Below are 25,591 nucleotides of genomic sequence, written 5' to 3'. Positions count from 1 at the left end.
CGTTGTGACGTTAGACTCGCCGACCATGGGATCGCTCACCTTCAGCATCAACGTCACCCTGGACGGTTGCGTCGACCACCAGGAGGGGATCGCCGACGACGAGACGCATGCCCTCTTCACCCGTCTCATGGACGAGCACGGGGCAATGCTGTGGGGCCGCGTCACCTACGAGATGATGGAGGGCTTCTGGCCGGCCGTCGCCCGCGGCGACGAGGACGCACCGCCGGCCATCCACGAGTGGGCGGTCAAGCTGGAGGCCAAACCCAAGTACGTGGTGTCGTCGACGCGCACGGACTTCACGTGGGCCAACAGCCATCACGTATCGGGCGGCGACCTGCGTGAGGGCGTACAGAAGCTCAAGGACGCGACCCCGGACGGGGTTCTCCTCGGAAGCGGCAAGCTCGCGACCGAACTCGACCGGCTGGACCTGATCGACGAGTACAAGTTGCTCGTGCACCCCAGGATCGCCGGCCACGGTCCGACGCTCTACCAGGGTGGGCTGGCCGGCACGCGCGAGCTCGAGCTGGTCTCGGCGGCGCCGCTGCGCAACGGCGCGGTGTTCATGCACTACCGCCGCGCCCGCTGAATGGGCGGTAGCTGGGAAGAGTCGATGGCCGCCCGTGCGGGTGCGCGGGCACAAGAACGCATCGAGCACAGACGCCGACCATTGTTGCGGGACAGATCAGGGCACGTGGGGCATCACCTCCATCGAATGCCGAGTGGCACTGCCTGCTCGTGCGGGGACGATTTCCAAGAGGCCTCCTATGTCAACGATGGTGAGGACAGGGCCTGGTGGAGCTCGCAGAGGTGTGCGGTCTGCGAGCGGGTGGGTGTGGTGCTCGAAGGGGAACGGCCGGCGATCTGACCGATGACCCCCCAGCGGCAGATTGCGCAGGCATACCGGGTGACGATTCCCTGGAGATCATTGTGGGTGTAACCACATCTGCAGCGGGTGTAGCACCAAAGTTTGCATATGCGTTTGGTCGAGCGAGCCTTGGCCGCACATCTTCCGAGCGTCGCCAACGGTTCGCATGTGCCGGTTCGAGGCACACTCTCCTCGGCAGGAGCACAGGCCTAGCTACGGTACGCAACCTCCGCGACCGTGGTCACCGCTCACGGAGCGGCTAGTTTGGTTAGTCCGATTTTGGTCGGTTTCGTCCGCCTGCCTGCGGGGCGACGTCATCCGGGCGGGTCCGGCACCATGATCGCGTGATGCTGTGCAGCGGGCGGTTGTGGTGGATGGTGGGCCCCGTTGTGGGGATGTTGTTGGGCGTCCTCGACGCGGTTGTCAACCATGTGCCGGAAATGCTGGGCGAGGGCGGTACCGCGAGTGCTGAGCGTGGTGGCTGGTCGCATGCCGCGGAGTTCGCCGGTCTGATCCTGGATGCCGGATGGGCGTGGGCGGCGACGGCCGTGCTGGCGGGATGGTGGGTGAGCCGGCACGCACGGGTGGCGGCAGGGATGGTGCGCGGCGCTCTGGCGGGTGGTGTCGCGTTGGGGTTCGCCACCACTTCCTACTATGGCGCGGACCTGCTGTTAGAGGGGAGCGCCTGGTCGGGCGTGGCGCCTCGATTCTGGTTGATCGCCAGCGTGTTGCTCGGTCCGCCGCTCGGTGTTGTCGGCGCTTCGATCGGGCTGCCCGGTCCGGCCGGGGTGGTGGCTGCACTGGTCGTCCCCGCAGGCGCGGCATTGCAGACGACGGTTCTGCCGCCACCGGCGGCGAGCGTGATGGCGGAGCCGGTGCGATGGAGCGTCTGGACCGCGGCCGTAGTCGCCGCCGTGCTGGTCGCAGGCAGGTCCCGCAATCGCAGTGCTGTGACGTCTCCGGCCAGCGCGGGCCGAGGTCCGCTGGGCGGCTGAGTCGCCTGCTACGCGATATGACGAGTGTTGGTCGGGGCGTGCGTTTGGTCGTGGTCCGGCTGACTTAGTCCGTGGCTTTGGGTCTGTTGTTTCCGGCAAAGCGGGTGCGGAAATCTGAGGCCGTCTGCACTGGACGATCGCTGCCACCATGGCGGGCACAGTTCAGATGCCGTGCGAGGGCGACATGCAGATCATCGAGGTGACCGAATTCGGGGTCCGGTCGGCGGTTATCCGGCTGCGGCGTCGTGACTCAGCGCTGCAGTTCGTGCTGTATCCGATGATCCATATGGCGAAGCCCGCGTTCTATACGGCCGTGACCACCCGTCTCAAGGGAGCGGACGTGGTCGTTGTCGAGGGCGTGGGCGGCGGCCAGCGGAAGCGCTCGGTCCTGGTCGGTGCGCTGACGCTCAGCTACACGGTGCTTCGGTTCAACAGGCGAGCGAAGCTGGTCGAGCAGGATATCGACTACGTTGCGCTGGGCGTTCCGGTGATACGCCCGGATGTCAGCGTCGAGGATTTCGCGGCCAGCTGGCGGCGAGTGCCGCTGTCGCACCGGCTGATGATGTGGTGCGCGCTTCCCTTCATCGTGGTGACGCGCCTGCTCGGTGGCACCCGGATGATCTGGTCCCGGTCGATGGAGCAGAACGACCTGCCCTCGGCGGCAGAGGAGGATCTCGCCGACTGGTCGCCACGACTCGAGGCTGCCTTCGGTGGTGAGCGCGACAATCGGCTGCTGTCCGCTCTCTGCCGTCTGCACGAGGAGCGCAGCGGGGAGAACATCGAGGTCGCCGTCGTTTACGGCGCCGCTCACGCGCCTGCCATCGTGCACGGTTTGACGAAACGGTACGGCTACCGGCCACGCTCCGCAGAATGGCTGACCGTCGCCGATGTGTGACCGAGACCGACGAATCGACGGCCTGCTGCACGGAGCACAGCTTGAAGAAGGCGCGCCTACAGCGGCAGTTGAGGATCTGGTCGTGTCTGTTCCCGCCGGCCAGGTCGATCATCGTCATACAGCACAGCGGCTGGCTTAGTAAGGTAGGCCGACACCACAGAACAGAGGCCCGATCATGCCCGACCTGAGTCGAGATCCAGGGGAGTCCGCCGCTGGCGATCCCGTGGCGGCCCTGCGCGACGCCGAGCGACGCCTTCAACAAGCGCAGCTCACCTCGGACGTTGAGGTGCTGGATCAGCTGATCGACGACCGACTCGTCTTCACCGGGCCCGATGGCAACCTGTATTCCAAGCAGGATGACCTGCACCTGCACCGGTCCGGCCAGCAGTCGATGACGCGAGTCCACGAGGAGGACCTCCACGTGCTCGTCGTCGCCAGCACCGGCGTGACGTGGTTTCTCGGCACGGTGGAAGGCAGCACCGCGGGCGTACCGTTTGCCGCCCGGGTCCGCTACACCCGCACCTGGATTCACACTGATTCCCACGGCTGGCGCCTGATCGCCGCCCACGTCGGTCCCGCCGAAGCGGACAGCGTCGCCGCAACCGGCGGCAGCTGAGCAAAGGTGCTGCCCGTACCGCCAGGACCGCGCGACGAGTTGCGGCGTCGACCGGTTACGCCTGAGCGGCGAGACGCGATCTGGACAACGATTTTGCAGATTGAACAGCTCGTTGATCGAGGTGAGGACGCCGCCGGCGCAATTGAGACGCTCAACCAGACCACTGGCCACAACTTCGGGGTAGATGACTTTCACTATCGCTGCGGAGCGTCAGACCGCGCAGAACTGGTCGAGTGGGCATGCGCGCCGCCGCCGGTCCGACTGCCCGATGTCACCAGAGACGAGCTGGTCGAGATCGTGCGGCACATTCTGGCCGACCCCACCGACGACTGGTACATCGCAGCGTTCGATCTCAACACCGTGATGCCGGGCGCGAGCAGCCTGATCTTCCACCCGCCGAGCGAGCTGAAGGAAGCGACGGCGGAAGCAATCGTCAACGCTGCGCTGGCCTATCGCCCGATCGCCCTGTAATCCAGCAGGCACATCCGATGGGGTACCAGCGACAGGCTTCAAGCCGAGCCATCTCAGGTCCGCGCTCGTCGGGAAGCCACATGTTGGCGACGACGTCCCCTGGCTACGACCCGTGATGGCTTCGCGGTGGCTCGGCATGCACGGACGGCGGCAGATCAGTACACCTGTGGGCCCAGAAGGTTTCGGTCAGGCAAATCGTCGCCTTCCGCTATGAGATCATGCGGCCAACCCGCTGCGGTGGCTTGGCGCATGCGGCTGGATTGCGGTTCCGCGGGCGTCAGCCAAGCCGATGGTTTGGCCATCCGGCCAATTGGAGGGACTCTGTGCGAGAAGACCATCCCGTCGACCGGCTCGTTGTCTCGCTGGAGGGAGATTCCACCGCATCCATCGTTGATGCGATGGTTTCATCAGCTCAGCGGCTTGCCGGCCGGCGGAACTGGGTAATCGACCCGCCCCAGGTCCTCGATCAGTCAGGCGACTCTAGCCCCCGCTGGGTCGGGTTTGGGCTGCAGCTCTATACGGCCCTACCGCCATGGGGCGATGAGATCGACCCCCAGGTAGACAGTGCCCACCTGGAAGAGGTCAAGGAGCTGGTCGGTGAGATCTGTCGCCTCTCGGGCAATTCGGGCGCATCGTTCCAATTTGAGTACGCCAACGAGTTCATTGGCATGGTGGAAGCTGGCCGAATGGACTCCGGCATTGCGGAAACCTTCATTGGCGAGTGGGAGCGAGCCATCAACCGCGAGAAATTCTCTGGCTGATCACCGGGGTGAAGGTCCGCCAGGCGCACCTGGAAACGTACTCAACTCGGCACGACACGTCGCCGGTTCGTCGCCGCCGACCGCGGGTCGTGACGGCGGTGGGCCGGCAGGCAGGCGGGCAGCGGCAGATCCGGACTCAGCCCAAGTCGAAACGGAGGCATGTCCGCCGCTCAGATCGGGCTTGCCTGCCTCCCCGTTGATTCGATTAGGGCGGTCAGGGCCGGCAGCTCGGAAGCAGCGGCGTCCAGAACTGCTTTGAGACTGCGTGCTGAGGTGCCGGTTTGACGTTGCGCATGCGCCACAAGCGCCGCGACGGGCTCCGGATCGCGGTGGATTCCGTCAACCATTTCCAGTGGCCCGACGCCGTTCGCCAGCAGCCACAGGTAATCGTTGAGGTCGTGAGCGACCACGCATATCTCGCCCTCGGAGCCGAGGAACACGATGGGTTGACCCTCGATTGACGCGCCTGGCACACGGGCCCAGAACGCCACCTTGCCGCCACTGCCGTCGACTCCGAAGACCCGGAACGGCGCGTCTCCCGCAGCAGTATTGTTCGTCCACACGTGCCACCACTCGGTGGTTTCGACGGACCACTCGAACTCCGTGTCCGGCTGGAAGTCGTACCCGTCGTGCTCCCAGAAGAAGCCGAGATTGTGGGCTTCGTCCAGCGCACTCGGCAGCACCCGGTCCTCGTCAGTCACCGGTGCATCGTATGCGGATCGGCAGAGCACGACATCCGCTCATCGGCATGTCCGGGCGCGATCAGAACAGCTCGCACTCCCATGGCTCCAACTCGGCCTCACCAGGTGGAAGCTCACCAGTGCAGTACTGGTGAAGCCATGTAGCGGCTCGGCGTTCGGCGTATTTCTCGTTGAGAGGCATCCCATCGTCGTCCAGCTCAAGGACGTTGACGAAGATCGCGAAGCATGTCTCCATCTGCGATGGCGAGTCCTTCAACTCGTCCCAGTAGTTGATTCCGTCGAGCAGAGGATGGCCGACTGAGCCACGCGCCACCCATCCGGCAAAGCGTCGGATCGCGCCCGACGCGCCGTGGTCGATGTGATGGACCATGCCGGGAAACCTACCCCGGGCTTAAGACGTCGCGCGTCCTCTCATCGGCACAGGCTTCGCCACCTGCAGGTGAGCGATAGACGGCAACCGCAGCCCGAACCAGCCGCGGGTCGGACGTCCTCGGCGTGGGTTCGAGGGCCGCGGAGATAGTCATATCCCCTGGTCCGCCCTCCCCGCAGCAGGTCTGATCCTCCGGGAAGCCGGTCCCGACCAGCCGCCAGGACTACTCGAACCGACCACGCATCAGCATCGCTGCGGCATGAGAGTGCGCCCGCGCCGAGGCACTAGGACTGCGCTGAAGCTCTTGACACAGAGGGGTGCCAGATGAGGATGTTGCCCGTCGCTTTGCATAGTCGCCTCGAAGCGCTATGGGGTGGAGAAAGCGGGGCGCGCAGGCAGGCCGTGGCCCACTAACCTCGCCTGGTGACCGACGAGCTGCCGCACTTCGAACTCGCCTTTCCCGGCCCGCTGCGCGACCAGCTGGTCGCCGCTGTGCTCGACGGGCGCAAGACCAGCACCACCGGCCTGCTGCAGGATTACGAGGTCGAGCCCGAACCGCTGCCCAACGTGGGCAGTCGCTCGGCTTTGATCGACTCGGCTGGTCGCCCGGTCGCCGTGCTCGAGGTGACCGAGGTCCGCATCGCCCGGGTCGGCGACGTCGATCTGGCGCATGCCATCGACGAGGGTGAGGGCTTCATGACGGTGGCCGAGTGGCGCGTTGACCATGAGGCCTACTGGCACAGCGAGGACTATCGCGGCTGGCTGGGCAACCCCACCTTCACGATCACCGACGACACCCAGGCGGTGCTCAAACGCTTCCGCGTCGTTAAGCACCTCTGATACCGAAGCCTCGGAGTTCACACACCCCGAGACCTGGATTACGCCGCCGTCGAGCCGCAGGAGACCAGGCGGCACGAGGTAGGCGTACTCCTGGGCAGACCCGCGATAGTCATCAGGTCGCTGGCGGAGGCCGTGATGGCGGCTGGAACCTTGCAGCGGCCCGGTGCTCAGTGATCTGCGCGAGCCGGGTTTTGCGTGGCATTCCGTCGGCGGGTGAGGGCCTGTGGCCGCCGCGGTGTTGCGACGAGGGTGGCTCCGGCGAGGATGAGTGCGAGGCCGATGCCTCCGATTGTCGTCGCGCCGGGGCCGGTGATGGGAAGTTCGTCCTTGCTGCCGGTTGCGGTGACCTTGATGGCGGCGTGGTTGTTGCGGGGATTCCGGTCGACGCCGGCGCCGTCGTCCTCGAACAGGGCTACCTGCACCGAGCCTTCCTCATTGTGCACCTGTTCGGTGTTGCGGACGGTGAAGGCGAACGTCAGGTGCTGGCCGGGCCGCAGCGTCATCGACTCCAACCTGCACTGGAACACGGCCGGCTGGTCATCTCCCTCGTACACCGAAAAGCAGCGTTCATCCGCGGTGACGACAGTCATCGGCGCCGGCAGGGTTACCTGAACGACGGGCGCGTTGTTGATGAAAGGCGGGTGCCGCAACGTTCCCGGGCCCTCGTTGGCTAGCCCGACCTTCAGCGTGTGGTCACCCTCGCTGCCGGGGATCGCCGCTCCAAAGGCAACCACGTCGGTACGCCGGACGCCGGCGACTGTCACGGTGGTGTGGGAGCCGTTGTCGTCGTTGTCGGTGTCGGCTTGGGGGACGCCGGCCGCTGATACGTCGACCTCGTCGAGTTCGAGGACAGCCCCGGTGCCCGGCCGGCCGTCGGGCAGGGCGCTGTACTCGGCCTGCCAGTCCTCCCATTCGGCGGCGGTCAGCCATTGCACGTCCATGGAGGTCTGGCTGGCTGCTGCCGCGTCGCCGGGCACACGGAGCGTGAACGGCGCGGCGACCTGGTAGGTGGCGCCCGCGGCCAGTGTCGTGTCGAAGGTGCAGGAGATGGCGTACCCGTAGGTGCAGTTGCCGAAGTTGGTGCCGGCCAGGACGCCCGGAGCGGTGCTGATGACGGCGGTCAGTCCTTCGACGGCGGTCGGGCCGCTGTTGCGTACCCTCGGCGTGAGCGTGAGCGAGCCGCCGGGAGTGACCGAACGGGGTTTGTCGTCGACTGCCGTGAGGTTGACGCCCTCGCCGATGCGGATGGTGGCGGTCTCGGTGCTGGTGGGGCCGTCGTCGATCGTGGTCGCGACCGACAGGGTGCCGGAGTCGCCGGCGGCCGCGGTCGGCTGGGGTGTCAGGCGCAGCGAGACCAGCCCGAATGTCATGTAGCCGCTGGTGCCGTCGTCGGGACGCTCGAAGACGCGGTGCGGACCCGGCATGACGCATCGGACGACGGGGCCGGTCGAGCACTTCCCTTCCGACTGGGTGGCGACATCCACGTCGGCTACCCCCACCTGGGTCGTGTCGATGGTGAGAGTGAGGCTGTCGGCCCAGCCCGGCTCGTCCGCGAACATCAGCACGAACAGGCTCTCCTCGACGGCGCTGCCGTTGGTGGGCAGCGTGAGGTTTCGCAGGTAGACGCTGCCTTCGGTGCCGGCCGGAGCGGCTGCGGCCGGAGTGGTTTCGGCCGGGGCTGAGAACGGGGCGAGCACTGCCGCAGCGAGCATCGTGAGGGCGGCGAGACGGCGTGACCGAGTCATGGGTCCTCTGTTTGGAGGCAGGCGGGTGACCCCTGGCGTCAACGCGAGGCGGCTTCACTCTCATAACTACCAAAAGACACAAAGACTCACATGCTGTATGCGGCGATCAAAGCTTCAACCTGCTCAGAAACTGTACCGGCGGGCAGCGGGCCGTGAAGGTAATCGGTGCATGTCGATGTTGCTGCTTCGCGTCAGGGAGTGGTCTTACGGTGTTGTTCGTGGATGCGCGGGGACGACGGATCGACACGGCTCGGATTCTTGGCAGTATTGCGCTGGGTGTGGGGATTCTGGTCGCCGTCATCGGCCTCGTGGTGGACAGCGTGCCCGCCGAGGGGTATTTCTTCGCTGGGATGCTGGTGTTCGCCGGGATCGGTTTGCGTCTTGAAGCGGCTGTCGGTGATCGTCGCTGAGACGACCTACCACTCGGGTCTGATCGTCGGGAACGGCCTGGCAATCGGTTTATCGAAGCCAGCGCGTACGGTCGCTGCAATCCGGCGAAGAAGTTCTGCGGACTTCTGATCGGCGTCCTCGTCGTCCAACGTTGCCCAGCGCTCAAGAGCCGACACGACCAGTCCCCACTGCCTGGCGCCGAGGCGCATCTCTTGCGTCTGGCCGGGAGGCGGCCAGGAACGGAAGCCCTTCGAGGTCTTGGGCCAGTCCGGCAGCTGAGCTCTGCCCGCCTGCCGGACACTCTCCGCCAGCGTTGTCAGCTCAACCCAGAACGGGTTCAACTGGTCCGGAATCTCGCTCTCCCAGCACTTGTCGCGCAGGCCTTGGAGCTCGTTGTCCATGACGCCGTCGATCCGCAGCCAGTCCGCGACCTCAACAACGATCGGAACCTCATCGCCACGATCAAGATCAGCCATACGCCGATGATCACAAGACAGCGAACCGATGACACCGGATTCGTCAAAGTCCTGCCAAGTCCGACCATCAAGCTCCGCAGGCAAACGCCCTCCACGTGCCGCTGGGAGGCGGGATGTGCCGCTGCGGTGACGGGGTGCTGCTGGAGGGGTGTACTGACAGCCCACCGCTTGTCGGTGCACCCTTCAGCAGTGACTTCTCCGCGCTCGTGAACAGGCGTTCTCTGGAACGCGGCGCCGATCCGGTGCCACGAGATCGTGAGGGACGAAAGACATGACGAAGAAGGTTCTGCTGGTCACCGGGGCCGGGCGTGGGCTGGGTGTTGATATCGCGAAGGCGGCGCTTGCGGCCGGGTACGCGGTTGTCGCCACCGGGCGTAACCCGGAGAACGTTGAGAAGGCGGTCGGGGTCGCCGGTGACCTGCTCACTGTTCGGCTCGACATCACCGATCCGGCCAGTGTGCGGGCCGCTGTTGACGCGGCCGTTGCCCGGTTCGGGCGGATCGATGTGCTGGTCAACAATGCGGGGAACTTCTACGCCGGGTACTTCGAGAACATCAGTCCGGAGCAGTTCCGGGCGCAGATGGAGACCAACTTCTTCGGCCCGTTGAACGTGACCCGGGCGGTGCTGCCGGTCATGCGGGCCCAGCGCGGCGGGCAGGTCATCACGATCACCTCGGCTGCCGGGTTGATTGGGCGGGAGTTCTGTGCCGCGTACGCCGCGTCGAAGTTCGCCCTCGAAGGGTGGATGGAGTCGTTGCGGTTCGACCTTGAGCCGTACGGGATCAGCACGATGGCGGTTGAGCCGGGCTTTTTCCGTACGGAATTGCTGGTTGAAGGTTCTTCGACCATCTGGCCTGAGCTGGAGATCGAGGATTATGCCGGCCGCACGGCCGCGACCATTGAGGCGTGGAAGGGCATGAACGGCCAGCAGGGCGGGGATCCGGCCAAGCTTGCTCGGGCTCTCGTCACGTTGTCGAGCTCCGGTGAGCTGCCGCCGCGGTTTGTTGCCGGCGCCGATGTGATGGCCGGGGTTGAGCAGAATCTCGACGCCATTCGCGGCCAGGTCGAGGCGCACCGTGAACTGTCCGCGTCGCTGTCCTACGACGAGGCCTGACACGAAGAACGTGCGTCGGCGGGCATTCGACCAACGGTCCGACGGTCGTTCTCAGGAAGCGGCGGCGTACCCGTGTCCTGGGATCGGCTGGGCCCTCGGATTGCCGAGCAGCGCCAGGGTTCTGCTCACCGTGGCGGTTACATCGACCGAGAATGCCGCCAGCCGGGTGGGTGCCGTGGTGATCCACCCCGGTCCCGCGGCGATCACTGCCGGGTCGGGGCAGTCCATCGACAACGACCTGATCTGTACGGGATCGGCGGTGTCCCGGGTCTGCGACCAGATGACCACCACGACCGGGTTCAGGCGGTGTGCGGCGGCTGCCACTGCCCGGGGTGGAACCCGTGGCCCCAAGCCACATCCGCTGATGCCGTGTTCGGCCAGGGCGGCCGTCAGCACGTCGACCGGCAGGTTCTGATGTTCCTCGTCTGCACACGCGAGGAGCACCTGCGGCCCGGTGGCAGACCACGGCTGCCGGACCACGGCGAGAGCCTGGAACATCGATCGGCTGAAAAGGCGTTCGGCGGCGGAGGGATCAGTACCGCAGCCGAGGGCGGCCCAGACGGGCCGGATCAGCCGTTCCCACGTGCACAACACGCCGTGCTCGGCGATCGCCGGCTCCACCGTGTCGAGAGCGGCGCCGTCATCGAGCCGACGAACCGCGCGAAGCAGATCCCTGACCGCCGCTGACTGCTGATCATCGGGGTCGGGACACAGAACTGGCCAGCACCTGGCGATCATCGGCACACTCCCCGGAAGGCGGCACGGCGCGAAGTTGCGCCGCCGGGGACTGGAGCGACTACTCGTCTCACACTTTAGCGCCGGGAACGTGAGCGGGCCGATCGTAGCGATCGACGACTTCAGGCCGAAGCAGGAATGAGCGACACCTGCCCGGCAATTGAGCCAGATCTCTCTAGAGGCATTAAAGTTGGTGGCGTGGCCCGTGCAGAGGGCCGCTGCCCCGGACCCCGGCAATCCACCAAGGCTGCATGCCGGGGGAGAACGATGCTTGCGAAGTCCAACGGCCATGGCGCTCGGCTCGCCCAGCCCGAAACCGCCGCGGTGAACGATCGGTACTGCGATGACGGCCCCAACGATCTTCTGACAGCCATGCTGGCGGTGCCCGTCGGGCATCCGTCCCGCCCGGCCCTGCGCGACCAGGCCATCGAAGCCTGGCTACCGATGGCCCAGCGCCTGGCCAAGCGTTACGCCAACCGCGGCGTCCCCTCCGACGACCTGGTCCAGACCGCCACGGTAGGCCTCATCAAGGCCGTGGACAGATTCGTTCCAGGACAGAGCGCCGGCTTCGTGGGGTACGCGATTCCGACGATCCTCGGTGAGCTGAAACGCCACTTCCGCGACCAGGCGTGGATGATCCGGGTCCCACGCCGGCTGCAGGAACTACGGCTGGCGATCACCTCAGCAAACGTGGAACTCGCGCAGACGCTGAGTCGTCCCCCGACCGTGGCCGACATCGCAACCCACCTCGGCCTCACCGAAGAGGCCGTTGTGGAAGGGCTCGAAGGTGCCAACGCGTACCGAACGGTGTCGTTGTCGACGCCGATCCACTCTGATGGCAGCGGCGAACTGAGTGACATCCTGGGCGCGGACGATGACGCGTTCGCACAGGCCGAGGCTCAGATCGCACTCGCCCCGGCGATGGCAAGCCTGGACGAGCGGGAACGTCAGATCCTGACCTTGCGCTTTTACGGCAACCTCACCCAGTCCGACATCGCCCAGCAGATCGGCATCTCGCAGATGCACGTCTCCCGGCTGATCGCGCAAGCTCTCGTCAAACTCCGGCACCGGCTCGACTCCGCCGGATAGCAATCCCGGGTGACGAATCCGAAAGGTGGCCGTTCACTGTTTGTTGCTGTAGGGCACGGGTATTCGGCTCGACGCAACCGGATACAAGCCGTCCAGACTCCTGCGGCTTTCCACCGTCTCCCCGCGAACCCACCCTCAGGAGTCCTTCATGTCCAGTACTACTGGAACAGCTCGTCACGACGCCGCCGTGAGCCAGGACCGAACCCGCCGCTCACTCGAGACGAAGCCGGCCTTCAAGACAACGGAGTTCATTGCCTACGTGGTCGCCGTCCTGGGCGTACTCATTGCGTCTTTGATCGTGGACGGCAACGGTAACGGCGACAACGGTGCCGGTGGCGACTACTTCCGCGCCGACCGCGCCTGGTTCTACGTCGTGCTCCTGACCATCGGATACATGGCCAGCCGCGGCCTGGCCAAGGCCGGCAGCCGCGACTCCGCCGACGCCTGACCTTCCGATCCTGCCGGCCAGCGGGTATTACTGGCCCGGACAGGGCAGCGTTGCCCTGTCCGGGCCGAGCCAGCACCTCATCGCGTGGACGAGGCGTGCCCACCAATCACTCGGGACATCGCCGTTTCTCCCGCTGCGTGACAGATAGATGCGCCGGAGACGCTCTATGTGTACCGTCGTCAACACGGTTCGTATCGACCGTCGCCCCAGACCCCGGCGCGCGTAACAGCGCCACAAGGGATGGGCCACATGACGCAGTATTCAACATCGGGCTGCATCGTCATGGTCGCAGCAGTGCCCGGGCAACGGCACGTGGAAGTCCGTCTCGCTGGGGACCTCGATAGAGATGCGGAACCGGCGTTGAGCGACGCCATCGCCCAGGTCGCTGCCCTGTCGCCCGACAGCGTCTCCGTCGACCTCGCCGAGGTTGCCTTCGCGGGATCCGCCCTCCCCAACTTTCTCGCCAGACTCGTCGGCGTCGTACCCCAGGTGCTGGCAGTGAGGGTGTGCCGGCCCCGGCTCATGCACCGGTCGGTACTCGATGCGAGCGGCATGGCGCAGATTCTGATGATCAGCTCCCCATCCGTCCGTGCTCACGCCAGCCTATGAGGATGACAGTCGTGGACCCCGTTGACGTGCAGAGCGAAACGAGTGCGGGCCGTTTGCGACAGGGCGAAGCCGACGATCGCCGGGACGCCGGACTTAACCGGGTCGAGCACGGGCTCGATCACCTCAGCGCCGTGATCAAGCCCCGGCTGCGGGGATGGCTGCACGCCGGTGCTTTCCCCTTCGCGGTGACTGTGGGGGCGCTGTTGACCGTGTTGTCCCCGGATACCGGCTCCCGGCTGGCTTTGACGTTGTTCACGCTGTCGGCGGCGCTGCTGTTCGGTATCAGCGCGTTGTATCACCGCCGTGACTGGGCAGGTCGCGCGGAAGGCATATTGCGGCGATTCGACCACGCCAACATCTTCTTGATCATCGCCGGCAGCTATACGCCGTTCTGCGTACTCGCGTTGCCTGCCGGGCAAGCCCGAACCCTGTTGTGGATCGTGTGGAGCGGCGCGCTGGCCGGTGTCGCCTTCCGAGTCATCTGGATCGGCGCCCCACGTTGGCTGTACGTGCCGGTCTACATTGCCCTGGGCTGGGTCGCCGTGATCTACCTTCCCGCGTTCTGGCGGTCCGGCGGTGCACCCGTCGTCACGTTCCTGCTGATCGGCGGCGCGCTCTACACTCTCGGCGCTGTGGTCTACGGCATCCGACGCCCCGATCCCAACCCGCGATGGTTCGGCTTCCACGAGGTGTTCCACGCCCTGACCGTCGTGGCCTTCGCCGCCCATTGCATCGGCATCTTCATCGCCATGCGCACCGTCACCGCCTGAACCTTCTCCACCAGCGTTCCGGCCGCTGCACATCTTCAAGCAATGCATTGTCGGCGCTCGTGTTCCGGGCCCCATGAGTGGCTGTCCATGCCGCGCGACTACTCTGGTGAAGCGCGTTCTGGTCGTTACCGACTGCCCCGGACCCCGGCAGTGCTCATTGCTTGTAAGGGGTGCCGTCATGCGTAGGAGTGCAGGTCGTGCCGCCATCTGTTCCGGACCGGCGGGGATAAACCGGCATGGATCATGAGGCCAACGGAGCGCGGCCGGGTCGTGGTGCGGTTAGCCGGCTGCAGGTGTTGTGTGCTGACGCGACCCGGAAGCTGTCCGCCGCGGGCGTCGGGGTGAGCGTGATGGCCGCCGACGGGGTGCACGGGATGGCCGCCGCGTCCGATCCTGCTACCGAACGCATCGAAGAGCTGCAGTTCACCTTCGGTGAAGGCCCTTGCGTAGACGCTTTCGCCTCTCGGCGCCCCGTGCTGATCACCGACCTCGACCACGAGGCGATGCTGCGGTGGCCGGCCTACACCCCGGCCGTGCACGAGGCAGGGATCCGGGCGGTGTTTGCGTTCCCCCTGCAGGTCGGCGCGGCCCGGCTCGGCGTCCTCGACGTGTTCCGCACCCATGCCGGACCGCTGTCCAGAGACGAACTCGGCCAAGCGATCACGATCAGCGAACGCGCGGTGACAACGCTGCTGGACGGGCAGGACCAAGCCCACGGCGAGCGCGACATCGACGACGCCATCGACCAGGGCGCGCCGCTGTGGCAGGCGCAGGGGATGGTGATGGTGATGCTGGGCGTCACCCTCGCCGAAGCGCTGGTCCGGCTGCGTGCCCACGCATACACCACCGACCGTCACCTGTCCGAGGTAGCCGCGGACATCGTCGCCGGCCGGCTGCATCTCAAACGTGATCACTCGTGAACGCCCACCACAGGGCAGCCAGGCCGGGAGGCAGCCATGACCACCGTATCCGCTGAACGCCTTGCGAAAGTCTTCGTCGAAGTCGCCGACTCCCTCGTCGACGAGTTCGACCTGATCGAGTTCCTGCAAATGCTCGCCGACCGCGTCGCCGGACTGGCCGACGACGCCACCGTGGGGATTCTGCTCGCCGACCCCAAACGGCAACTGCACTTCATGGCCGCCTCCGACGAGACCACCAAATTCCTCGAACTGTTTCAGCTGCGGGAGCAGGACGGTCCATGCGTCGATGCTTTCCACGGCGGCAAACCGGTCATCAACACCGACCTCACCGCCACCGCCGCGACCGCGCGGTGGCCGCAGTTCGCCCCGCACGCCGTCACCGCCGGGTTCCGGTCAGTGCACGCGTTCCCGCTGCGGCTGCGTCAAGAAATCATCGGCGTGATGGGATTGTTCGGCAACACCGTCGGTGACCTCGGTGACAGCGACGTGCAGATTGTGCAGGCCCTCGCTGACGTCGCCGCAATCAGCGTTCTGCAGGAACGCACGATCCAACGCGCCGAGATCCTGACCGAACAGCTGCAGGGCGCATTGAACAGTCGCATCGTCATCGAGCAGGCCAAGGGCGCCATTGCGCAAACTCACGGCATCAGCGTCGACGCGGCGTTCCAGATGATCCGCGGTTACGCCCGCCGCACCAACCGCCGGCTCGGCGACGTCGCACAGACTGTGGTGACCGACCTGGCCAGTCTGCCGGAACTCGCTGCGCCCGGTTCTCGCTGATCGGATCCGCTCGTTTGCGTGTCGGCGAGACGGGCAGATGCCCTGTATGGAACCCATTGGTGACCCTGACGAGACAGCCGGCGACTTCGCCGAGGAGCACGAGTCGACCGAGGTCGAACAGGACAACGGCGACGGCGACACCGAGGTCCAGGGCCGCCAGGCCGACGGGTCAGATCCCGACGGGCCACCGTAATCCCGCCGGGAGTCGCCCGGATCCGGTGAAAGCCGGGATCCGGGCGCCCGCCACCGCAGGTGTGATCTCGCGGCAGAGTCGTGGCGGCCCGACACGGGAGACCGGCGGCTCAGCCGGTGAACCGGGCCACGAAACCCTTCTTTACCTCGCTCGCCCGCTGCTGCTCACCGGCCAGCGAGGTGACCACGATCAACGCGCCGGTCAGCGCCGGGACGATCCACTGCAACACGGACAGTTGCTTCTGCGCCTTGGCCACCTCATCCGGTGTGCTGGCGGCGGGCTCGGTGCCTGCCAGCGCCGGCACCGAGGGCTGCGCCGCGACTTTACGGCCGAGTAGCCGGCTGTACCCCGTCACGGCCAGCGCCGCCAGAGTCAGGCCGGTCTTGGTCAGTGCGGTCGATCCGGCGCCGCGCTGGATCGCCAGCCGGGACCGGTTGCCGACGAGCTCGCCGACGCTGCCGGCCAGGTGCGCGCCGATCGCAGCGGCGTTGACCCACCACCGGACGCCTACAGGCCTCTGCGTGGCGAGTGCGGGTTGCGAGCACTCTGTCGGGTTACAAGAATCGTGAGACTACTTGTCGTAGGAATATAGTCATGGGTGTGGAACGGCGTGCGAGTGTGTTGATGGGTGCTCACGAGATCCGGGTTCGGCTTGGGGGGATCTCCCGGCAACGCGTTTATCAGCTCGCCAGTCGTGCTGACTTTCCGGCTCCGGTTGCCAATCTGGCGCAGGGCAAGGTGTGGCTGACGTCGGATGTCGAGGCGTGGATCGCTCTGCGCCGTTAGGTGTGGAGCGTTTTCGCGCTTGCGTCGGCGCGGTGGGCCCGCTGCTCGCCGCGCTGCTGGTCGGCGCCGGCGGAATCGTGCGCCGCTGGCGGGGGCGCTCGCCGACGCTCTCGTCACCCCCTGATCCGCTGCCCCCACCCGTCCCGCCGACGATGAGAGAATCACGGCGATGGATGCCGTATCGAGGGGGAGATGCTGCCGTGACCACCTTGTCCGTACGCCTCACCGCAGCAGTGATCGCCGTCGGCGTGGTCGTGGCGAGCGCAGCCGTGCCGTCACCTGCCTTCGGTATCGAGCGTGATGGCGGCTATGCGGCGGTGATCCGCCGGGCCTCCTACGGCGTCCCGCACATCACCGCCGGTAACTTCGCCGGCCTCGGTTTCGGCGTCGGTTACGTGCAGGCCGAGGACAACATCTGCGTCATCGCCGAGAAGGTGGTGACCGTCAGCGGTGAGCGGGCCCGGTGGTTCGGGGCGGCCGGGCCGGACGATGCCAATGTGCGCAGCGACCTGTTCTACCGCAAGGCGATCGACGAGCGGGTGGCCGAACGGCTGTTGCAAGGCCGCCGCGACGGTGTGCGGTCGCCGTCCGGCGATGTCCGTGACCAGGTCCGCGGCTTCGTCGCCGGTTATAACCACTTCCTGCGGCGCGCCGGCGTGCACGGTCTGACCGACCCGGCATGCAAGGGCAAGGCATGGGTACGCCCGCTGACCGAGCTGGATGTCTGGCGGACGTCGTGGGCCAGCATGGTCCGGGCCGGCTCGCGCGCTCTGCTCGACGGCATCGTGACCGCGGCGCCCCCTGCCGCCGCCACCGACGCCGCCTCTGCCGCGGCGGCTCCCGACGCCGCCGCTGTCGTCGCCGCCCTGGACGGGACGACCGCGGGCATCGGCAGCAACGCCTACGGCCTCGGCGCGCAGGCCACCACGAGCGGTAGCGGGATGGTGCTGGCCAACCCGCACTTCCCGTGGCAGGGCGCCGAGCGTTTCTACCGGATGCATCTCAAGGTGCCCGGCCGCTACGACGTCGAGGGCGCGGCACTGATCGGCGACCCGATCATCGAGATCGGGCACAACCGTACGATCGCCTGGAGCCACACCGTCTCCACGGCGCGCCGGTTCGTCTGGAACCGCCTGAGCCTCGTGCCGGGCGACCCCACCTCCTACTACGTCGACGGCCGGCCCGAGAACATGCGCGCCCGCACGGTCACGGTGCGGACCGGTGACGGCGCGGTCAGCCGCACTTTCTACGACACCCGCTACGGCCCGGTCGCCGTGGTGCCGGGCATCCTCGGCCCGGCCAACCTGCCGGTGCGGTTCCGCGACGACTTCGTCACCAACTCCAACGACAGTCACTGGCTGGCCAACCCGGCCGCACCGCTGGAGGGCTTCCCGCGGATTCTGGGTAACGAACGCGCACAGCGCAGTCTGCGTACCAGATTGGGGCTTGACCAGATCCAGCAGCGCCTGGCCGGCACCGACGGGCTGCCCGGCAAGGGTTTCACCACCGGCCGGCTCTGGCAGGTCACGTTCGGCAACCGCGTGCACGGCGCCGAACTCGTCCGCGACGACCTGGTCGCGCTCTGCCGCCGGCAGCCGGCCGCGACCGCCTCGAACGGCGCGGCCGTCGACCTCACCGCGGCCTGCGAGGCGCTGGCCGGCTTCGACCTGCGGGCCGATCTGGACAGCCGGGGCGCGCACCTGTTCACCGAGTTCGCGCTGGCCGGCGGGATCCGGTTCGCCGACACCTTCGACGTCACCGACCCGGTGCGCACTCCGCGCCTTCTCAACGCCGAAGACCCTCGGGTACGCATGGCGCTCGCCGATGCCGTGCAGCGCCTCGCCGGGATCCCGCTCGACGCGAAGCTCGGGGACATCCACACCGATACCCGCGACGGCCAGCGCATTCCTATTCACGGCGGCCGCGGTGAGGCGGGCGTGTTCAACGTGATCACGAACCCGCTGGTGCCGGGTGTCGGGTACCCGCAGGTCGTACACGGATCGTCGTTCGTCATGGCCGTAGAGCTCGGCCGGCACGGTCCGTCCGGCCGCCAGATCCTGACCTACTCGCAGTCGACGAACCCGAATTCACCCTGGTACGCCGACCAGACGCGGCTCTACTCCGGCAAGGGCTGGGACACGATCAAGTACACCGAGGCGCAGATCGCGGCCGACCCGAACCTGCGCACCTACCGGGTGGCCCAGCGGGGACGCTGATGCACGAGGGAATTCCTGTGCGAGGTGGCAGTGGACCGCCTATCGACCGCGTTTCAACGGCGATTTCGACTCCGCGTGCTCGGGTGGGTGTCTACGCCAGGGCGGCGGTGAATATGCGGTGGAAGCGGATCACGAAATCCTTCTCCGTGGATGTCCACGCCAACACCTCGGCCGGCGGTGGTCCGGAGATCACCGGCGGCCCGTTGGAGGCGCGTGAGGTCCAGAAGCGCTCGTTGCGTACGAGACGTTCGTGGACGGCGTCCATGAGTCGAGTGCGCTGAGCTGTGGAGAGCTCGTAGGCGTCGGCCAAGACTCGGACTTGAAGCGCTTGGCTGGCCGCGTCTCCTCGTGCCGGCTTTGACGAGATACACCATGACCAGGCCATATAAGCGACGTCTTCGAGGGGGTCACCGACGGCGGCGAAGTCGAAGTCGATGAAGGCGATCGGTCGAGCGTGACGGAAGACGGTGTTGTTCGGCCCTGCGTCGTTGTGGCAGATTACTGGCCCGTCGCCGAGGCGTTCGGCGAGAGCCCGGCTCGCCTCATGAAAACGGCGCAGTAGTGATCCGCCCGCCGCGACCTGGTCATCTGTTAGTGCGCGCCACTTCGCAGGGACATCACCCGGTAAGAAGGCCAGGATGTCCCGGTCGAGCTCGTCGCGGCCGAGATACTTCGGGGCACCGTCGAAGCCTGCCTGAGCAAGGTGCCGTAATAGTGTTCTTGTGAAAGCCGATTTTGGTCGCCTCACCGTCTCACCGATCTTGACGACGCCGGGAGTCAACCGCCCGCCGCCTAGAATCATCTCGGACGGTTCCGCCTCCTCATCGGCGACCACTCGCTCAGCCTATGCGCACTGGCCGGCGCCGTGCCCGATCGCTACCAAGAAACAGCAGGCTGAGCGGCTCCAGCGTCAAGCTGTAGAGAGTAGGCCGGAGGACATCCTCTGCCGATGAAGGCCACAATGGGCTCATGCCAGCCGAATCCACGCCCTCCCTCGACGAGATCCGCGACGCAACGTGGGACGGCACGCTGGCCTGCACCGGCGATGACTGGGTCGCTATGCGGCTTCGTCAACTGGCTGCCGCAGCGCAAGGCACCCCGCTACGGAACCTGTTCCCCTACACCAGCCACAACAGCCTGCATTTCAGCCGCTGCTCCCATTACCCGTTCACGCAAGACTGCCCCTGGATCTGGTTCGCCCCCGAACCCCACTTCGTCGCCTACGCTCCTCATCCCACCGGCATCCAGGGAAACCTCGCTGACTCACAACCGCCCGTGCTCCTGGACACCGACGACCCCGCCGCGGCAGTCGCCGCCGCAGTCCAGGCCCTGCCGCCGCACTACGGCACGGTTTGGATCGGCAGCATCGAGTCACAGCCGTAGGCCCCTGGCGGCGGTGCCGCACCACCGAAGGCCGAGACCGACGCTTGCTGGTGCGGAAAAGATCTTCGGGTCTGCCTCCGGCGGTCAGGAGGCGTTCTTGGAGGGACACGTCCACGCCCTGAAAACCCCCGGGTACCGACGGGCGAGATCCGCTACGACAATCTGCGCTCGCCGGTCGCCACGGTCTTGGCTTCCAGCCGGCAGCGGATCGAGACCCAACGCTGGACCGCGTTCTGTTCCCACTACGGCCTGGATGTTTTCTATTGCTAGCCAGGTATCGAAGGCGCTCACGACTAGGGCGGCGTCCCAGGCGTGATGGCATCCCACTCCACGGCGCTCGTGACGGCGATCATTACCGTTGGCACGGGTCGTATGGCGACTCCCGAGCGTGTCGTGCGGCCTGAGGTCGGCGACCTCACCGACCAGCTGACGGCTGTTCGTCATGCGTACCAGCACAGCCGCTATGTCTGGGCGTCTGAATCGCTGTCCAGGCTGCTTGTCGATGCCTTCTCAACGCCGCAGATCCTCGGATAAGCACCGCGCTCGCCGATGCCGTGCAGCGCCTCGCCGGGATCCTGCTCGACGCGAAGTTCGGGGACATCCACACCGATGCCCGCGGCGGCCAGCGCATCCCCATTCACGGCGGCCGCGGTGAGGCGGGCGTGTTCAACGTGATCACGAACCCGCTGGTGCCGGGTGTCGGGTACCCGCAGGTCGTACATGGATCGGTCGTTCGTCATGGCCGTCGAGCTCGGCCGGCACGGCCCGCCCGGCCGGCCGGCCGGCAGATCCTGACCTACTCGCAGTCGACGAACCCGAATTCACCCTGGTATGCCGACCAGACGCGGCTCTACTCCGGCAAGGGCTGGGACACGGCCGGCCGGTCCCGTCCCGGTGGGCGAGGTACCGGCGTGGGGCGCCGACGTCGTAGATCAGGGACAGCAGGAAGTAGAGGACGGCGCCGGCGGAGATGATTCCGGCTGCCCACCGCGCCCAGTGCGGATAGCGCAGCGGATCCGGATAGATGTGGTCGCCCAGCAGGAACGCTCGAAGCGGCCGGGACCGCGGACGGTCCGGCTGCGCCTGCAGGAACTCGGCTTCGGCTTCGGGATGGCCGGCTGGCGTCGGCCGCAGCGCTGCACCGGAGCAGGCGTGTTCAACCAGGTCCCGATATTGCTCGCAGAGTTGGGCTCGAAGCGGGTCAACGAATTTCTTACTGGACTTCAAATTTCCTGTTACAGTCCCCGCAAGTTAAATTTCGAAGTCGAGTCAGAAATTCGCGCCGGAGTGGCTGGCGCCGTTCAAGGAGGTCATGGGATGGCGATAAACAGCAACCCTGCGGCACCGCTCCCCGCTGACCCGCCCTCAGCGTCCAGCCGCTCAACGCAGCATGAAGCTCGGGCTCTCGGCCTCTATCTGCTGTTCGCGACGCTCGCCTGGGGCATTCCCTCGTCCAGCGCGCCCACCTTGTTGCAGGCGCTGCTGGCGCAGGTCGACGATGCTCAGAAGGTCCGGCTTGCCGCGATCATCTCGACCGTCAGCGCGATTCTCAGTGTGATCGCGGCGTTCACGGTCGGTGCTCTGTCCGACCGCACCCGCAGCCGATTCGGTGCCCGTAAGCCATGGATCCTCGGCACGGCGCTGTTCAGCGCGGTGAGTCTGTTGCTCGTGCCGGCCGCCGACAGCTTCTTGCTGATCTTGGTGAGTTTCGTCGGCTTCCAGGTGGGTCTGGCATCGATGGTCGTGGCGCTGTCGGCGCTGCTCCCGGACCATATTCCCGCGGACCGGCTCGGCCGGGTGTCCTCGCTGATCGGCATCGGCAGCCTGCTCGGCATCGCCGTCGGCGGGGTGGTTGCCTCGGCTTTCATCTCCGTCCCCAGGGTAGGCCTGGCAGTCGTGCCGTGGCTGATGGTGCTCGCCGCTGTCGTCGGCTGGTTCATCATCCCCACGTCGTCCACCCTGGACCGGCGGCCGGAACACGCGAGCGTGAAGAATCTGCTGATCGCTCTGCGGCCGCCTGCCGATCGGGACTTCTGGCTGGTCTTCGGCGGCCGGCTGGCATTTCTGCTGGCACTGGTCACGGTCATCGGGTACCAGCTGTTCATCCTCACTGACCACTTCGGTGCCGCCGACGACGAGGCCGGGCGGATTCTCGCCCTCGCCGGGGTGATCCTCGCTGCCGGAGCCGGCGTGAGCACCGTCGTGTTCGGCGTACTCTCCGACCGGCTCCAACGGCGCCGGCCGTTCATCATCGGTGCCGCGATCGTCCTTGCCGTCGCGCTCGGTCTGCTGCTGACGTCGCGGGAGCCCTTGGCGTTCCTGCTCTTCGCCGCTGTCGCCTCGCTCGCATACGGCACCTACATCTCGGTTGACCAGGCCCTCATGGTCGAAGTGTTGCCCGACCACGACGCCGCCGCCAAAGACCTCGGCTTCCTCACCGTGGCAAACACGGCCCCCGGCATCTTCGCCCCGGGCCTCGCCGCAGTGCTCGTTGCCGCGGGCGGCTACCCGGCCGTATTCATCGGCGCCATCGCGATCGCCATGGCGAGCATCGTCTTCATCCTGCCGATCAAGCGCGTGCGCTGACAGCCTCCACATCGAAGGAACTGCCTCAATGTCGACACCCTCCAATGTTCGCCACGGTTTCCTCTGGGGCGCGTCCACGTCGCCGCACCAGACCGAGGGCGCCAACACCAACTCTGACTGGTGGCACCTTGAGAACGACCCGGCCTCGTTCATCAGCGAACGCAGCGGCGACGCCGTCGACAGCTACCGCCGTTACGGCGAGGACATGCGGCTGCTCGCCGGTGCAGGCCTGACCGCCTACCGGTTCGGCATCGAGTGGGCGCGCATCGAGCCGAATCCGGGGGAATTCTCCCAGCGCGAACTCGACCACTACCGCCGCATGATCGACACCGCGATCGGCCTGGGGCTAACCCCGGTCGTCACGCTGCATCACTTCACCTCGCCGCTCTGGTTCGCCGCGATGGGTGGCTGGCTGAACCCGGACGCGGTCGAGCTGTTCGCTCGATATGTGCGGCAGGCGACGACGATCCTGCAGGACGTCGAATGGGTGTGCACCATCAACGAGCCCAATATCGTGGCGTCGATGACGGCACTGCTGCGCGGCGGTGCCCCTGCCCTGGATGGCAGGGCTTCGGTCGAGGCGGTGACGAGCCTGAGCCTGCCGACCCCGGACGGCGAGGTCGCAGACATCCTGACCGCCGCGCACCGGCGCGCGGTCGAGATCGTGCGAGCCAACACGTCGGCGAAGGCCGGATGGACGGTCGCCGGTCAGCAGTTTGTAGTCACGCCCGGCAACGAGGAGATCTTCGCGCGTACCCGGTGGGCGTGGGAGGACCGCTTCCTGGAGGTGTCGCGCGTCGACGACTTCATCGGTGTCCAGGCTTACACCAGTCAGAGCGTGGACGAGAACGGCATCGTCGCGCACCCGCAGCATCCCGACAACACTCTATCGGGCTGGGCGTACCGGCCTGACGCCCTCGAGATGGGGTTACGGCACGCCTGGGAGATCACCGGGGGAACGCCGATGCTGGTCACCGAGAACGGCATCGCCACCGCAGACGACGAGGTCCGGATCCGGTACACCGAAGCCGCCCTCGACGGTCTCGCCCATGCCGTCGCCGACGGGCTCGACGTGCGCGGCTACCTGCATTGGAGCGCCGTGGACAACTACGAGTGGGGCCACTGGGGGCCGACGTTCGGGCTCATCGCCGTCGACCGGTCCACCCTCGAACGCCAGCCGCGCCCCAGCCTCGCGTGGCTCGGCGCCCACGCCCGTGCCTGCCTCAAGGAGACGATCTGATGCGGTTCCCTGCGACGACGAAACGATCCGGGCCGCTCGGACGGTTCATCACTCGCCTGGTGGTCAGGGCGCTTCGCGATGAAGAAGGCACACCGTACGACCTCGCCGCGGCACGCGACTCGGCGATCCGGATGGCGGGCCGCTTCCGCCTGCCGAAAGGCATCAGCAAGACCGAAGAGCACATCGCCGGGGTACGGGTCGTGCGGTTCTCGTCCGGCAACAGCACGCGAGGAACAGTGCTGGCCCTGCACGGCGGAGCCTACGTTCTCGGCGTTCCGGACTCCCTCTCGATTCAGGCGTGGAAGCACGGCGGACCGGATGTGGTCAGCGTCGACTATCGGCTCGCCCCCGAGCATCCGTACCCGGCCGCCAAGGACGACGCGCTGGCCGTGTACCGAGCTCTGCTCGACACCGTCGGGGCGGACCGGCTTGTCGTCACGGGCGATTCCGCAGGTGGCGGGCTCGCTCTGACCCTGCTCCAGGCCGCCGCAGCCGAGCACCTGCCCATGCCCGCGGCGCTGGTGGCCATCTACCCGTGGGGCGACCTGTCGCTCAGCGGGAACTCGGCGACCGCGAACCGGGGCCGGGACATCCTCGTGCATTCCCAGGTGGCTCAAGCGGCCACCTGGTACGCCGGTGACCGGCGACTGGACGACCCGGCGATCTCACCGCTGTTCGGCTCGTTCCACGGCTTCCCGCCGACCTACATGGCGATCGGCACCCGGGACCTCATCCTGGACGACGCCCGCCGGCTGGCCGAACGGATGCGCGCTGACGACGTCGACGTACATCTCGACATCTTCGACGACGCGCCGCACGGCTTCAACGCGGTACCGCTCGCGCAGGGGCGCCAGTGCAACGGACGTGCCCGCGCGCTGATCGACGCCGCGCTGCCACCGCGGGCCGGGTGACCGGCGACGTCAATGGATGGCAGGAATGAACGTCCGCAGGAACCGCCGGGTCTCCGCCTCGATGTCCACCGACCCGCGTTCGAGCAGCCACTGCAGCTGCAGGCCGTCGACCACGGCGATGAGCATTGCCGCCAGGCTGGCCGGCTCGTACGCCGACGTGAGCTGCCCGTCCTCGGCCATCTGGCGGAAGGCCTCGGTCGCTTCGCCGCGAAGCCTGGCATATCGCCGCTGGAAGTACTCGTGCGCGGGGTGATCGGCGGAGGTCGCCTCCGCGGAGAGCACGCACTGCAGCTCCATCAGCCCGGGAGTCTTCTGACTCTCGCTGAGCATCGCTGCGAGATTCTCGAACGCGTCGGTGTGCGAACCGCTGCTCGGCAACGCCTCCTCGGCGCGCCGATCACGTTCCTCCAGCACCGCCGTGAGGAGGCTCTCCTTGGTCGGGAAATGATGCTGCAACCCGGTCAAGGTCATGCCGAGGGTTTCGGCGATCACCGTCAGGGTGGCGCCGTTGTAACCGGCCGAGCTGAACAACGCGATACCGGCGTCGATCGCCCGCGCCCGTACCTTCGCTGTTTTCGCGTAGGGGCCACGCGTGCCCGTCTTCGCCGACATCGAGACCTCCGGAACGTGACCACTGCGGGCCACGAAAACCTTACCGCAGTAGGGAATTCGACTGTTGTCGCTGA

Annotated in this window: 31 protein-coding genes; 23 read left to right on the top strand and 8 right to left on the bottom strand. The window is 66.7% G+C overall.

Going from position 1 to position 25,591, the window contains the following annotated elements; translation table 11 throughout:
- Positions 1-25 precede the first annotated feature (25 nt).
- The 6 genes from B0I29_RS19530 to B0I29_RS19505 all read left to right on the top strand — a co-directional run bounded on the left by B0I29_RS19530 (position 26) and on the right by B0I29_RS19505 (position 4,603).
- Positions 26-586, top strand: coding sequence for a dihydrofolate reductase family protein (locus tag B0I29_RS19530; protein WP_111650444.1), 561 nt, complete (start codon positions 26-28; stop codon positions 584-586).
- 623 nt (positions 587-1,209) lie between these two features.
- A complete protein-coding gene (locus tag B0I29_RS19525) occupies positions 1,210-1,860 on the top strand; it encodes a DUF6518 family protein (RefSeq protein WP_111650443.1) in 651 nt (216 codons plus the stop codon).
- Between the two features lie 184 nt (positions 1,861-2,044).
- The gene (locus B0I29_RS19520) at positions 2,045-2,755 is read left to right on the top strand and encodes a hypothetical protein (RefSeq protein WP_111650554.1); all 711 of its coding nucleotides are present in this window, start codon (positions 2,045-2,047) and stop codon (positions 2,753-2,755) included.
- 175 nt (positions 2,756-2,930) lie between these two features.
- Positions 2,931-3,371, top strand: a complete 441-nt coding sequence (locus B0I29_RS19515; RefSeq protein WP_111650442.1) for a nuclear transport factor 2 family protein — start codon at positions 2,931-2,933, stop codon at positions 3,369-3,371.
- A gap of 6 nt (positions 3,372-3,377) precedes the next feature.
- Complete coding sequence (locus tag B0I29_RS19510) at positions 3,378-3,842, top strand: hypothetical protein (protein WP_146616821.1); 465 nt, start codon at positions 3,378-3,380, stop codon at positions 3,840-3,842.
- Positions 3,843-4,165: 323 nt separating this feature from the next.
- Positions 4,166-4,603, top strand: coding sequence for a hypothetical protein (locus B0I29_RS19505; RefSeq protein ID WP_111650440.1), 438 nt, complete (start codon positions 4,166-4,168; stop codon positions 4,601-4,603).
- Positions 4,604-4,773: 170 nt separating this feature from the next.
- On the opposite strand, the gene B0I29_RS19500 is transcribed toward B0I29_RS19505, so the two are convergent.
- Positions 4,774-5,304, bottom strand: a complete 531-nt coding sequence (locus tag B0I29_RS19500; RefSeq protein ID WP_146616820.1) for an SMI1/KNR4 family protein — start codon at positions 5,302-5,304, stop codon at positions 4,774-4,776.
- A 61-nt stretch (positions 5,305-5,365) separates the two neighbouring features.
- On the bottom strand, positions 5,366-5,674 hold the full coding sequence (locus B0I29_RS19495; RefSeq protein ID WP_181557878.1) for a DUF7677 family protein: 309 nt from the start codon (positions 5,672-5,674) through the stop codon (positions 5,366-5,368).
- Positions 5,675-6,094: 420 nt separating this feature from the next.
- Between B0I29_RS19495 and B0I29_RS19490 the strand changes: the two genes are divergently transcribed.
- The gene (locus B0I29_RS19490; RefSeq protein WP_181557890.1) at positions 6,095-6,514 is read left to right on the top strand and encodes an ASCH domain-containing protein; all 420 of its coding nucleotides are present in this window, start codon (positions 6,095-6,097) and stop codon (positions 6,512-6,514) included.
- A gap of 167 nt (positions 6,515-6,681) precedes the next feature.
- Here B0I29_RS19490 and B0I29_RS19485 read toward each other — a convergent pair whose 3' ends face one another.
- Positions 6,682-8,259, bottom strand: a complete 1,578-nt coding sequence (locus B0I29_RS19485; protein ID WP_146616819.1) for a COG1361 family protein — start codon at positions 8,257-8,259, stop codon at positions 6,682-6,684.
- 209 nt (positions 8,260-8,468) lie between these two features.
- On the opposite strand from B0I29_RS19485, the gene B0I29_RS19480 reads away from it, so the two are divergent.
- A complete protein-coding gene (locus B0I29_RS19480; protein WP_245972618.1) occupies positions 8,469-8,669 on the top strand; it encodes a hypothetical protein in 201 nt (66 codons plus the stop codon).
- Between the two features lie 6 nt (positions 8,670-8,675).
- On the opposite strand, the gene B0I29_RS19475 is transcribed toward B0I29_RS19480, so the two are convergent.
- Complete coding sequence (locus B0I29_RS19475; RefSeq protein ID WP_111650436.1) at positions 8,676-9,125, bottom strand: hypothetical protein; 450 nt, start codon at positions 9,123-9,125, stop codon at positions 8,676-8,678.
- A 271-nt stretch (positions 9,126-9,396) separates the two neighbouring features.
- On the opposite strand from B0I29_RS19475, the gene B0I29_RS19470 reads away from it, so the two are divergent.
- A complete protein-coding gene (locus B0I29_RS19470) occupies positions 9,397-10,239 on the top strand; it encodes an SDR family oxidoreductase (RefSeq protein WP_111650435.1) in 843 nt (280 codons plus the stop codon).
- Positions 10,240-10,290: 51 nt separating this feature from the next.
- Here the strand turns inward: B0I29_RS19470 and B0I29_RS19465 are convergent, their stop codons facing one another.
- Positions 10,291-10,977 carry a hypothetical protein gene (locus B0I29_RS19465; protein ID WP_146616818.1) on the bottom strand — a complete coding sequence of 229 codons (687 nt, stop codon included), beginning with the start codon at positions 10,975-10,977 and terminating at the stop codon, positions 10,291-10,293.
- A gap of 264 nt (positions 10,978-11,241) precedes the next feature.
- Here B0I29_RS19465 and B0I29_RS19460 point away from each other — a divergent pair, with 264 nt between their 5' ends.
- The 7 genes from B0I29_RS19460 (at position 11,242) to B0I29_RS45785 (ending at position 15,783) form a co-directional block, all read left to right on the top strand.
- The gene (locus B0I29_RS19460; protein ID WP_111650433.1) at positions 11,242-12,063 is read left to right on the top strand and encodes a SigB/SigF/SigG family RNA polymerase sigma factor; all 822 of its coding nucleotides are present in this window, start codon (positions 11,242-11,244) and stop codon (positions 12,061-12,063) included.
- A 148-nt stretch (positions 12,064-12,211) separates the two neighbouring features.
- A complete protein-coding gene (locus tag B0I29_RS19455) occupies positions 12,212-12,511 on the top strand; it encodes a hypothetical protein (protein WP_111650432.1) in 300 nt (99 codons plus the stop codon).
- A gap of 360 nt (positions 12,512-12,871) precedes the next feature.
- The gene (locus tag B0I29_RS19450) at positions 12,872-13,120 is read left to right on the top strand and encodes a hypothetical protein (RefSeq protein ID WP_146616817.1); all 249 of its coding nucleotides are present in this window, start codon (positions 12,872-12,874) and stop codon (positions 13,118-13,120) included.
- Positions 13,121-13,131: 11 nt separating this feature from the next.
- Positions 13,132-13,890, top strand: a complete 759-nt coding sequence (trhA, locus tag B0I29_RS19445) for a PAQR family membrane homeostasis protein TrhA (RefSeq protein ID WP_245972617.1) — start codon at positions 13,132-13,134, stop codon at positions 13,888-13,890.
- 236 nt (positions 13,891-14,126) lie between these two features.
- Entirely contained in the window at positions 14,127-14,810 is a 684-nt protein-coding gene (locus B0I29_RS19440) for a GAF and ANTAR domain-containing protein (RefSeq protein WP_111650430.1), read from the top strand.
- Positions 14,811-14,846: 36 nt separating this feature from the next.
- Positions 14,847-15,590, top strand: coding sequence for a GAF and ANTAR domain-containing protein (locus tag B0I29_RS19435; RefSeq protein WP_111650429.1), 744 nt, complete (start codon positions 14,847-14,849; stop codon positions 15,588-15,590).
- 46 nt (positions 15,591-15,636) lie between these two features.
- On the top strand, positions 15,637-15,783 hold the full coding sequence (locus B0I29_RS45785) for a hypothetical protein (protein ID WP_181557877.1): 147 nt from the start codon (positions 15,637-15,639) through the stop codon (positions 15,781-15,783).
- Positions 15,784-15,892: 109 nt separating this feature from the next.
- Here the strand turns inward: B0I29_RS45785 and B0I29_RS19430 are convergent, their stop codons facing one another.
- On the bottom strand, positions 15,893-16,138 hold the full coding sequence (locus B0I29_RS19430) for a hypothetical protein (protein WP_111650428.1): 246 nt from the start codon (positions 16,136-16,138) through the stop codon (positions 15,893-15,895).
- Positions 16,139-16,407: 269 nt separating this feature from the next.
- Between B0I29_RS19430 and B0I29_RS19425 the strand changes: the two genes are divergently transcribed.
- A complete protein-coding gene (locus tag B0I29_RS19425) occupies positions 16,408-16,569 on the top strand; it encodes a helix-turn-helix transcriptional regulator (RefSeq protein WP_111650427.1) in 162 nt (53 codons plus the stop codon).
- A gap of 248 nt (positions 16,570-16,817) precedes the next feature.
- The gene (locus B0I29_RS19420) at positions 16,818-18,785 is read left to right on the top strand and encodes a penicillin acylase family protein (protein WP_425452327.1); all 1,968 of its coding nucleotides are present in this window, start codon (positions 16,818-16,820) and stop codon (positions 18,783-18,785) included.
- Positions 18,786-18,876: 91 nt separating this feature from the next.
- Here the strand turns inward: B0I29_RS19420 and B0I29_RS19415 are convergent, their stop codons facing one another.
- On the bottom strand, positions 18,877-19,620 hold the full coding sequence (locus B0I29_RS19415) for a phosphotransferase (protein ID WP_111650425.1): 744 nt from the start codon (positions 19,618-19,620) through the stop codon (positions 18,877-18,879).
- Between the two features lie 134 nt (positions 19,621-19,754).
- Between B0I29_RS19415 and B0I29_RS19410 the strand changes: the two genes are divergently transcribed.
- The 5 genes from B0I29_RS19410 (at position 19,755) to B0I29_RS19385 (ending at position 24,905) form a co-directional block, all read left to right on the top strand.
- A complete protein-coding gene (locus tag B0I29_RS19410; RefSeq protein ID WP_111650424.1) occupies positions 19,755-20,168 on the top strand; it encodes a DUF6193 family natural product biosynthesis protein in 414 nt (137 codons plus the stop codon).
- Between the two features lie 554 nt (positions 20,169-20,722).
- Positions 20,723-21,142: a penicillin acylase family protein gene (locus B0I29_RS19400; RefSeq protein WP_181557876.1), complete on the top strand. Its 420-nt coding sequence runs from the start codon at positions 20,723-20,725 to the stop codon at positions 21,140-21,142.
- A complete protein-coding gene (locus tag B0I29_RS19395; protein ID WP_245972616.1) occupies positions 21,063-22,754 on the top strand; it encodes an MFS transporter in 1,692 nt (563 codons plus the stop codon). Before B0I29_RS19400 ends, B0I29_RS19395 begins: the two co-directional genes overlap by 80 nt.
- 28 nt (positions 22,755-22,782) lie before the next feature.
- Positions 22,783-23,994, top strand: a complete 1,212-nt coding sequence (locus B0I29_RS19390) for a family 1 glycosylhydrolase (protein WP_111650420.1) — start codon at positions 22,783-22,785, stop codon at positions 23,992-23,994.
- Positions 23,994-24,905, top strand: coding sequence for an alpha/beta hydrolase (locus B0I29_RS19385; RefSeq protein ID WP_111650419.1), 912 nt, complete (start codon positions 23,994-23,996; stop codon positions 24,903-24,905). Before B0I29_RS19390 ends, B0I29_RS19385 begins: the two co-directional genes overlap by 1 nt.
- Positions 24,906-24,914: 9 nt before the next feature.
- Here the strand turns inward: B0I29_RS19385 and B0I29_RS19380 are convergent, their stop codons facing one another.
- Positions 24,915-25,517, bottom strand: a complete 603-nt coding sequence (locus B0I29_RS19380) for a TetR/AcrR family transcriptional regulator (RefSeq protein WP_111650418.1) — start codon at positions 25,515-25,517, stop codon at positions 24,915-24,917.
- Between the last annotated feature and the right edge of the window lie 74 nt (positions 25,518-25,591).

The sequence above is a fragment of the Actinoplanes lutulentus genome, assembly GCF_003259845.1.
Lineage (GTDB): Bacteria > Actinomycetota > Actinomycetes > Mycobacteriales > Micromonosporaceae > Actinoplanes > Actinoplanes lutulentus.
Note: the sequence above shows the minus strand (reverse complement) of the source record. Positions and strands in the feature narration are given on the sequence as shown.